At 65.9% G+C, this 8,247-nt stretch carries 12 protein-coding genes and 1 pseudogene; 7 read left to right on the top strand and 6 right to left on the bottom strand.

Going from position 1 to position 8,247, the window contains the following annotated elements:
• The 3 genes from Vqi01_RS29565 to Vqi01_RS29555 form a co-directional block, all read left to right on the top strand.
• On the top strand, positions 1-294 hold a 294-nt coding region (locus tag Vqi01_RS29565), incomplete at its 5' end, for a hypothetical protein (RefSeq protein WP_204038429.1).
• 475 nt (positions 295-769) lie between these two features.
• Positions 770-973 (top strand): hypothetical protein, encoded by a 204-nt coding sequence (locus Vqi01_RS29560; RefSeq protein WP_204038428.1) that lies wholly within the window; start codon positions 770-772, stop codon positions 971-973.
• Complete coding sequence (locus Vqi01_RS29555; RefSeq protein ID WP_204038427.1) at positions 963-1,469, top strand: hypothetical protein; 507 nt, start codon at positions 963-965, stop codon at positions 1,467-1,469. Before Vqi01_RS29560 ends, Vqi01_RS29555 begins: the two co-directional genes overlap by 11 nt.
• Here the strand turns inward: Vqi01_RS29555 and Vqi01_RS29550 are convergent.
• Positions 1,466-2,089, bottom strand: coding sequence for a hypothetical protein (locus Vqi01_RS29550; RefSeq protein WP_204038426.1), 624 nt, complete (start codon positions 2,087-2,089; stop codon positions 1,466-1,468). The two genes, Vqi01_RS29555 and Vqi01_RS29550, sit on opposite strands and share 4 nt — an antisense overlap.
• A gap of 427 nt (positions 2,090-2,516) precedes the next feature.
• Between Vqi01_RS29550 and Vqi01_RS29545 the strand changes: the two genes are divergently transcribed.
• The 4 genes from Vqi01_RS29545 (at position 2,517) to Vqi01_RS29530 (ending at position 4,614) form a co-directional block, all read left to right on the top strand.
• Positions 2,517-2,849, top strand: a complete 333-nt coding sequence (locus Vqi01_RS29545) for a type II toxin-antitoxin system RelE/ParE family toxin (RefSeq protein ID WP_204038425.1) — start codon at positions 2,517-2,519, stop codon at positions 2,847-2,849.
• Positions 2,849-3,163: a helix-turn-helix domain-containing protein gene (locus Vqi01_RS29540; RefSeq protein ID WP_204038424.1), complete on the top strand. Its 315-nt coding sequence runs from the start codon at positions 2,849-2,851 to the stop codon at positions 3,161-3,163. Before Vqi01_RS29545 ends, Vqi01_RS29540 begins: the two co-directional genes overlap by 1 nt.
• A 23-nt stretch (positions 3,164-3,186) precedes the next feature.
• Positions 3,187-3,480: an MCP four helix bundle domain-containing protein gene (locus Vqi01_RS29535; protein WP_204038423.1), complete on the top strand. Its 294-nt coding sequence runs from the start codon at positions 3,187-3,189 to the stop codon at positions 3,478-3,480.
• A gap of 174 nt (positions 3,481-3,654) precedes the next feature.
• Complete coding sequence (locus Vqi01_RS29530) at positions 3,655-4,614, top strand: YaaC family protein (RefSeq protein ID WP_204038422.1); 960 nt, start codon at positions 3,655-3,657, stop codon at positions 4,612-4,614.
• A gap of 139 nt (positions 4,615-4,753) precedes the next feature.
• On the opposite strand, the gene Vqi01_RS31825 is transcribed toward Vqi01_RS29530, so the two are convergent.
• The 5 genes and pseudogenes from Vqi01_RS31825 to Vqi01_RS29515 form a co-directional block, all read right to left on the bottom strand.
• Complete coding sequence (locus Vqi01_RS31825) at positions 4,754-5,119, bottom strand: transposase (protein ID WP_443673879.1); 366 nt, start codon at positions 5,117-5,119, stop codon at positions 4,754-4,756.
• Between the two features lie 284 nt (positions 5,120-5,403).
• Complete coding sequence (locus Vqi01_RS31175) at positions 5,404-5,901, bottom strand: transposase (protein ID WP_239098761.1); 498 nt, start codon at positions 5,899-5,901, stop codon at positions 5,404-5,406.
• 5 nt (positions 5,902-5,906) lie between these two features.
• Entirely contained in the window at positions 5,907-6,323 is a 417-nt protein-coding gene (locus Vqi01_RS31170) for a transposase family protein (RefSeq protein WP_239098760.1), read from the bottom strand.
• Positions 6,324-6,435: 112 nt separating this feature from the next.
• Positions 6,436-6,808 (bottom strand): annotated as a pseudogene (locus Vqi01_RS31165) (DUF5954 family protein); the annotation flags it as partial.
• Between the two features lie 487 nt (positions 6,809-7,295).
• On the bottom strand, positions 7,296-7,646 hold the full coding sequence (locus tag Vqi01_RS29515) for a histone-like nucleoid-structuring protein Lsr2 (RefSeq protein ID WP_204038420.1): 351 nt from the start codon (positions 7,644-7,646) through the stop codon (positions 7,296-7,298).
• Positions 7,647-8,247: the final 601 nt, after the last annotated feature.

Genomic DNA, 8,247 nt, shown 5'->3' with positions numbered 1-8,247 from the left:
GGGAGCTCCCAGCTGGCTCGCCGCTCCTCCATCGTGGCTGCTGTTACCAGCGACGCCGATGATGTTCGGTGGAATCAGCCGCAAGCGAACGCGCAGGTGAGGGCCGCCATTATCAGCGTGACATCGCTGCTGGGTCCACACGTACTATGTGATGGCCGGCAACACGCCAGTGCTCGTGCACAACACGGGTCCCGGTGGATGCGTGCCGAACTGGAGTGCGAAGAGCAGGCCAACCTTCGGACACACCTTCAGCACGCATGGCGCTGGAGCGAAGAATACGCGGGCATTGACTGATCGTGCGCGCTCGACCGGGCAATCTCAGCTCAGTAGAGGGACCGGCATTCCTCAGCCGGAACTGTGGGGCGAGCACTTCCGGTAGATCCCGCCGGACACCTCACACGCGGCGTTCAGATGTACCAACCTTGTTTTCCCTGCTCAGCGGGGCTGACGGTTCAAGCTGTAGGCAAATACGGCGGATCTACTCGAATCTGCTCGGGTTCGCCGTGTCGGAGCCGGAGAGAGGCCAGGATCGCCGTAAAATATGCGGATGCAGCTATATGCCGTGAAACAGGCGGCTGCGCGTCTGGCTGTCGACAAGATGACGGTGCACCGGCCCATCTGGGACGGCAATCCTCCCTACGTCGACCTTGGGAAGCCCGGCAAGCGGCCACGTATACGGGTCACCGAGGCCGCGCTGAACGAGTTCGTGTCGGCTCGTGAGCCAGTCGCACGGGTTCGGCGGCCGTCGGCGGGCAGGCTGGCTTGACGCATGCCTCACTACGCCCTCAACGACCCCCGGTTGCAGGCCGAGATGGAACTTCTCGCCGCCGAAACGGCAGCCACCTGGCCAGTCACCGATCACACGTTGGCGGCGTTGGCCCGGATCCTGCCGACCACCAACGCGATGGCCGACCGCCACGTCGCTGCCGCTCCTGATGCCGCGCCAACCGAGAGGGTCCCCGATGGCTGCTGAGAAGCAGTACAAGGTCACCGAGCCGACCGATCTCGCTGACTGCTACGTCATCCCGGCCGCTGAGGTTGCCACCCGTACCGGCTGGTCTGAGCGGTCCCTGATCGACGACTGCAAAGCGGGCATGATCGACCACGTTCACCGCAAAGGTTCCTACGGCTTCACCCGCGAACAGTTGTCCGCGCTGATCGCCCAGTACACGCGCAAGGGATGCGGGCCGAAGAAGTCGGCTGCCGAGGTGGCTGAGGACGAGTTGGCAGCAGCCCGCGCCTACAACGCACAGGCACCCCGACGCGGCAGGTCACAGGCATCAAGCAGTTCATCTCGCCTGTCGTCCCGCGATGAACAGATGATCCAGGTGCTCGTGAATGCCGCTCCCGCCCCGACTCCAGAGCAGATCGACACGTTGCGCCGCGTGTTCGCCCGTAAGGTGCAGTCCGAATCTCCTCCGGCGGCGGGCCCCGGGGGTCCGCAAACGGCTAGCAAGCCAACGGACTAGGGCAAGTGGCCGCCCGAGCGAAGGTCCGAGAGCATCTCCGCGTCACCAGAACTCGGGCGAGCAGGCCGCGCGACGGGCGGGCAGAGGTTCGAGACCGGCGTGTCGAGCCAACCAGTCGGGGCGAGCACATTCAACGCGATGCCCACTGCCGACTGGCGCCTCTCCGGACCCATGAAGTCAGCCAAGGCCACCGCCGCATCAAGGCCGCTGTTGCGGATAGTCAGGGCAAGCGCGCAGCCATCTGGGTCAAGCTTCTGAATGACTAGCCGTGCGGACGCTTCCTGGATGTTCAAGGCGAACAGCGCCGTCCCAACTAGATGAGTGGTGAGAGGCGGGCTGGCGGCGATGGCAGCAGTGTGGTGTGCCAAGCAGGTAGAGCACTGGTCCCAGTGTGCTGCCAGAGCGTCAAGGATTGGCCTGAGGTCCATCGGCTGGAGCCGGCCGCCCTCCGACCTCTTGACACCGTAATCGACGGCGTAGATTGCCGTCATCTCCAGCGTTACGCCAGCCGGTCGCGGGTGACGCGGCGACTCGTTTAGGCCGGCCGCAGGTGGCTTGTCGCAACGGCGAGGCTGCACCTTGTCGTCGTAGAAGTCTGCCGGGATGCGTGATTCGGCCATGCGCAGCATCCTTCCGCCTGCAGCGAGCATCATCAACGCCTCGTAGCGGTCGGGGTCGCAGATGCTGCGCGAACTGGTGGCTGAGAAGAAGCGGGCCGCAGACGTAGACGACAAGATCGTGACGGTGCGAATATCGGAGCTGCACCAGGCGATCGACCAGCTTGCGGATCGGGCAGCCTGAGGCCGTGGTCTAGGGGCTGCCCGGCCAGCCCGCCGTGTCGATGGCCTCGGAGGCCAGCCACCGGCGACTAACCAGGCATCCCCACCGGCCACCCACACGAGCAGGTCACGGCCAGTCACCAGCCGAACCGTGACCGTTTCGGCGGCTGCCCGATGTCCGCCACCGCCGTAAACTGGTGGCATGCCCGCCTCAGCCCACACCATCGCCGCCGAGCCAACTTAATCGCAGGTTTGCTATAGTGGGCTGGTGTCCTGGCCAGTCTTCTACCACCCCGAGGCCGAAACCGAGCTTCAAGCCCTACCCACAACCGAACAGGCAGCAATCGGACACGCCGTGGAGAAGCTGGAAAGCCAAGGCGCCAACCTCGGTTACCCACACTCAAGCTCCATCAAGACCGCGCACAACCTGCGGGAACTCCGCCCGCGAGGCGGACGCAGCCGGTGGCGGGCCTTCTATGGGCAGGTTGGCGCCGCATTCGTCATCGGCGCTATCGGCCCCGAAGCCAACGTCAACCAGCGAAAATTCAATCGAGCAGTGACAGCCGCAGAACAAAGGATCAAAGACGTAGAGGACGCGTGATGAAGCTTTCCGACCTGAAAACCTCGCAGCAAGTCATCAAAGAACGCCGCAAGGACCCGGCGTTCCGCGCCGAGTGGGACCGGACGGCATTCGCCCGCGACGTGGCCATCCGCATCGTGAAGTACCGCGAGGACAACGGCCTCACCCAGACCGCTCTGGCGCGCATGGTCGGCATGACCCAGTCCGTCATTGCACGCCTGGAGTCCGGCGACCAGCCGCCCTCAATCGCCACCCTGGCGAAGCTTTCCAAAGGCACCGGCATGGACTTCGACGTCAAGATCACTCACGGCGCGGTTGAGTTCGTAGCCGCATAGCGCCCGAGTCTTTGGATGGTCCTGTGTTCTTTCCCTACGTCGCCAAGCGGCGCATCGAAGCCCTGATCAAATCCCTACAGGCACTGGTCGCCAGTGATCCCGAGCAGCAAGTTCAGGGCTTCGCCGTGCCGGTCGTGTCCGCCGCCTTGGACGACATCAAGCAGGCAGTCCCCAATGACCCTGTCGTGCGCTCACTCGTTGATCTCATGTCTGCTGATGCGATTGGCAGCGGCGATCCCGTCCGCGCCGCTGACATGCTGGTCATCGCCGAGCAGCTCAACGCGGCGATCGGCAAGCGACCCCCGTTCGTCGCATAATGCGTGTCCGCTACTGCGAGGGCTGGTTGGCGGCGATCCTGGCCGGGCAGCCATGGGTGCAGCAGGTAGCCCGCTGGTCGCCTGCTGGGCGGCCCGAAACCTGTCGGGCTCACCCTCAACACGCCCGGCTCACCTTAGAACCTGTCGCGCCAGTGGTGGGGAGTTGAGGCAACCATGGACCGCACGCTGCTGCGCATCGGACTCCGAGGACGCAGAACGAGCCTAAGATCGAAAACTCTCCTGGCTACCTCCGCATCGCGCCGGGACGCGTTCGCCGCCGCGGTGCAGCAGTTCGAGGAACTGATGGCTGCCTCCGCCGCCGTCGGTCCCGCGTCACGGCCCATCACTCTCTACTACGCCACGGTCCAAGCCGGGCTCGCAGTTGCCGCTGCCCACAAGACTGACCAATGGTCATTCCACAGGCACGGCCTCAAGCTGCACGACATCCGACCATCGATCGCTGACATCACAGTCGGGCCGGAAGGAACCGGAGCCTTCCAGGTCGTCGCGCAAGCCACAGGATCGCCGCTGCTACACGCGCCCGTCACGCTCGGCGCATTGTGGTCTTCCCTTCCTGACCTCAAAGATATGCCTCTGCCCGCATCTTCGGCGTCCAGTGCCTTGGATATCCACCCCAACAGTGCGTGGTCGAGGGTTGGCGCACGGCTCATCATGACCGATGAGAACCCTGGGCAGGAAAACTTCAAGCAGCACCTGACCAAGCTGCTGCCTGCATACCCCGGCATCGAGGGGTTCAGCGTCGTAGACGGCTCTTACGAGGAGATCCGAGAGTCACGCTGGGTCGCTGAAATCCGCTGGAACCGCCGGGTCGACTTCGATGAGGTGGCGCCTGCCTACCGGTACGTCGAGGAACGTTTCCTGCGGCCGTCGTTGGATGACCAGTCCGGCAGGCCGCCGTCTGCGCTTATGACGTGGTGGGCGATCCTATACACGTTTTCCATGCTCAGCCGCTACCGGCCGAGGGAGTGGGCGGCTGCCTTGGACATCGACAAGTCGCGTGCCGCGCATCGACTGGAATACTGTCTTGATCTTGCGCTTGATGTGCTGCCGCACTTGGTGCTAGAAGCACTCGACGGCGAGCCGATGCTACTTGCGAAGCCGATGGCGTTCTAGCGGGGGGATGCGCAGCAGCCCGCATAGTCACGCCATCAGGCTGCCGGACGGCATTTGCCGAGTCGGAATCTCCAACAGCTCCACCCAAGGGCCGAAACCCGGCTCTGGCACACATTCTGTGATTGATCTTGTTGATGGCTCACGGGGTGGTCAGGACGCGTTTGCGGAGGAGGTCGAGGTTCGCGCGGCCATACATCTGTCGCTTGATCGTCTTGATGCGGTTGACCGGGCCTTCGACGGGGCCTGAGCTCCAGGGCTGGGTGAGGCCGGCGACGACGGCGTCACGGTCGCTGGCCAGGCCGGCGACGAAGCCGCGGATTTCGGGGTATCCGGCGTGGCGGGCGCGGTTGATCCAGGCGTCGAGGTGTTGCCCGGTGCCCTGGTGGCGGACCAGCGCGGCGAACCCGCGGGCGAGGCCGGCGACGGTGTCGAGGTCCGGGCAGCGGCGGCGGGCGTCGGCGAGATCAGCGCGGTCGTCGTCGGTGAGTTTGTGGCCGGGTCGCATGATCCAGGCGGTGATCCGCCGGGCAGACGGCACCCGAACTGCGGTCGAAGGGGTAGGGCGGGTGCGGTTGATGGCGAGCCAGTCCCGCAGTACCCGCAAGCTGCCTTGATAGCCGCGGGCCACGATCTCGGCGTGCAGCACGGCTGTCTGGTGGACGCCGTCGGTGAGGCGTTGCCGCAGGTAGGAGTGGAACGGGGCGAGGACGCTGGGTCGGCTGCTGGCGTTCGGGCCGATCAACGCCTCGGCGGTGGTGGCGTGGGCGTACTTGCGGGCGGTTCTGACGTTCATGTCGAGCCGGCGGGCGGTCGCGCTGATCGAAAGTCCTTCGGCTCGCAGGGCGTGCACGGCCGCGTGGCGTTGGCGGGTGTTCGCCGCCCGCCGTCCCGTCCTGACCGGCTCGTCGGCCGGGGCGACCAGGGCAGATGCCGGTTCGTCGTGGGTGCGTAGGCAGCGCGGTGTCCACGGATGACTTTTTCGACGGTGTCGCTGAGGTTCTTCAGCAGGTGCCACCGGTCGGCGACCTGGATCGCGTCAGGCGCTCCCTTGCGGGCGCCCTCGGCGTAGCTGCCGCCTCGGTCACGGCAGATGATCTGAACGCCAGGGTGGCCGCGCAGCCAGGCGGCGAGGGTGTCGGCGGTGCGATCGGGCAGAACGTCGATCGGCCGGCGGGTGTGCATGTCGAGCAGCACCGTCGCGTATCGGTGCCCACGGCGGCGGGCGAAGTCGTCTACGCCCAGAACCGTCGGCGTCACCGGCGACGGGTCGGGCATCCGGCGGATCATCCGGATCAACGTGGAGCGGGACACACCGACACGGCCAACCGCTGCGCCAACCGGCTTCCCGGTCGGCCGCCCAACGCCGCCGCGACTGCTTGCAGATCACCTGTCGCGAGGACCGTGTGGCGGGCATGCCTTCGGGTCAGCCCCGGCACCTGCTCGACGAACGTCTGCCGTCTGCATTCGGCGTTCACGCAGGCGAATCGGCGGACCGTCAACGCGACCAGCACCTCGTGGCCACCCAACCTGACATCACCCAGCCGCCGCACATAGCGACCGTGCACCGTGGTCGACCAGGCGCCGCAGACCCCGCACGACGCCCGCACCGTCTGCGTCGCCGCGTCGATCCTGACCGTGATGCCCCGAACCACCACCGCTTCCAACCGCAGGCCCGTCAGGTGCGGCAACAACGCCGGAATGATCTCCACCTCGGCACCCAACCCGAACTACCGGCGAGAGCGACTCACAAAATGTGTGCCAGAGCCGGTCGAGCTTCAGCATCGCGGCACCGATGCCGGTGGATGTGGACGGGTCCGCGATCACCTGCGCGTCGAGGAAGCTGTCGTTGTCCGCGAGATGCCGTGGGTCGGGGTCGGTGGGCCGTGGGGGTTCGGGCCCGTTGGGGCCGAAGCGGGCGAACGTGTCGGCCCGTATGACCCGGTGCGCCTGGCCTGAAACCAGGACCTCGTCGACCTTCTCACGGTCGAGGATTCGGGCGGCGGCGGTCAGCTGGGCGGCCAGGGCTGGGTCGGTGGGTGTCGAGCAGCCGTTCCCGCAGCCGGTGCGCGAGGGTGGTGCGGGCGTCTTGCGGGGTGTCGTCGAATAGGGCGTGCACCTGCCATCGGCGCCCGTCGAGGTCCACGGCGTGGCCGAACAGCGGTGCCCCGATCCGGACGACCGGGTATGCCTGCATACGGGTGGCGGCGTCGTGGTCGGTGACCGCGCTGACGGGATCGTCCTGCCGTACGACCCGTATGACCGCAGGATTGGGTGCCTCGTCGTCACTCACGGCACATAATTCTGTCGGGCGGCGGTAGGTGCTGTCACGCGGCACGCGGTGCTGAACTGCACCACCCGCCCGGTAGCGGTGCCCAGGTCGACGATGGGCAAGCGCGTGGTGGGGATGTCTTGGGGGCCATTGCCCAGTCGATGGCACCGGCTGCACGGGCACTTACGCCCGGCTACAAAGAAACGGCCGTTCCCACTGCGGAGGGAATAGGTTCCTCTACTCGCCCCGATGCGGCCCGGCACCGATGGGGAGCTCGGTGACCGGACGCATCGGCGATTCGTGTGCCCGGGGGACTGGACCCGAGGCGCCCCTCGACGGGGCACGGCCTTCGGCTGTACCGCGGGAATGAGGTGTCCGGCGGGGACACGGGCGGGACGGGCAGGTGTGGCGGTTAGCGGCCAGCCTTCGCGTGGTACTCGTCCACGATCTCCTGCGGAATCCGGCCCCGGTCGGAGATGTCCTTACCGGCCTTCTTCGCCCAGTCCCGGATCGCCCTGTTCTGCTCCCGGTCGGCACTGGCGGTGCCCTGACCACGAGCGGCCCGGCCACCCACGACCACACCACCCCGACCTACCTTCGTGCCGTGGGCGAGGTATGGACCGAACACCTCACGCAACTTGCCGGCGTTCCCACTCGACAGGTCAATCTCGTACTGCACACCGTCGAGGGCGAACTTCACGGTCTCGTCCGCGTCGCCGCCGTCCAGGTCATCGACCAGCCTATGAATAATCTGCTTCGCCACGTTTGGGTACATCCTTTTTACGCGATGATGGTCCTACCAGTAGTTATCACAATAGTCTGCACGGTGCTTGCTGCGTCAACAGGGTCCACATAACGGCCCCGTATTGATCGACCCGCTCTCGCTGGAGTGCCGACCCGCCAGCCGGTCCCGGATATTCTTGGTAGGTAGGCGAATGGCAACTATGTGTTGCTGTGGAAGCCGGATCCGCAGTGACGTGGCCCTCACGTATTCATCATCAGAAATCGGATGTCGCTTTTCGGTGTCACTGTGACGCGTCATGCGAGTTCTGTTGTCGCTGGGGTTCGGGGCACGTCGGCTTGCCAGGTGGATGATGATCATCGTCCCGCGTCTAGGGCGAGCATCAGGGGTTGGTGTCGGGTGGGTTCTCGTGCCAGCGGGCGCGGAAGGCGGCCTCGTTGACCTCGTGAACGGTGCGCTCCTCGAAGACCGCCGCGCCCAGCGCGTGCCGGGCCTCGGCCATCAGCGCCACCTCGGCGGCGGCCAGGCCCGAGCCGCAGCTAGGAGAGCATGTGTAAGGTGCGCAAACTGGAGCGGCGTACTGCCGGCCAGGTAGCAGATCATCCCGCCGAACAGCAGCGGT

It is taken from the genome of Micromonospora qiuiae (assembly GCF_016863555.1).
Lineage (GTDB): Bacteria > Actinomycetota > Actinomycetes > Mycobacteriales > Micromonosporaceae > Micromonospora > Micromonospora qiuiae.
The sequence above is the reverse complement of the archived record's forward strand: the minus strand, read 5'-3'. Positions and strand labels throughout refer to the sequence as shown.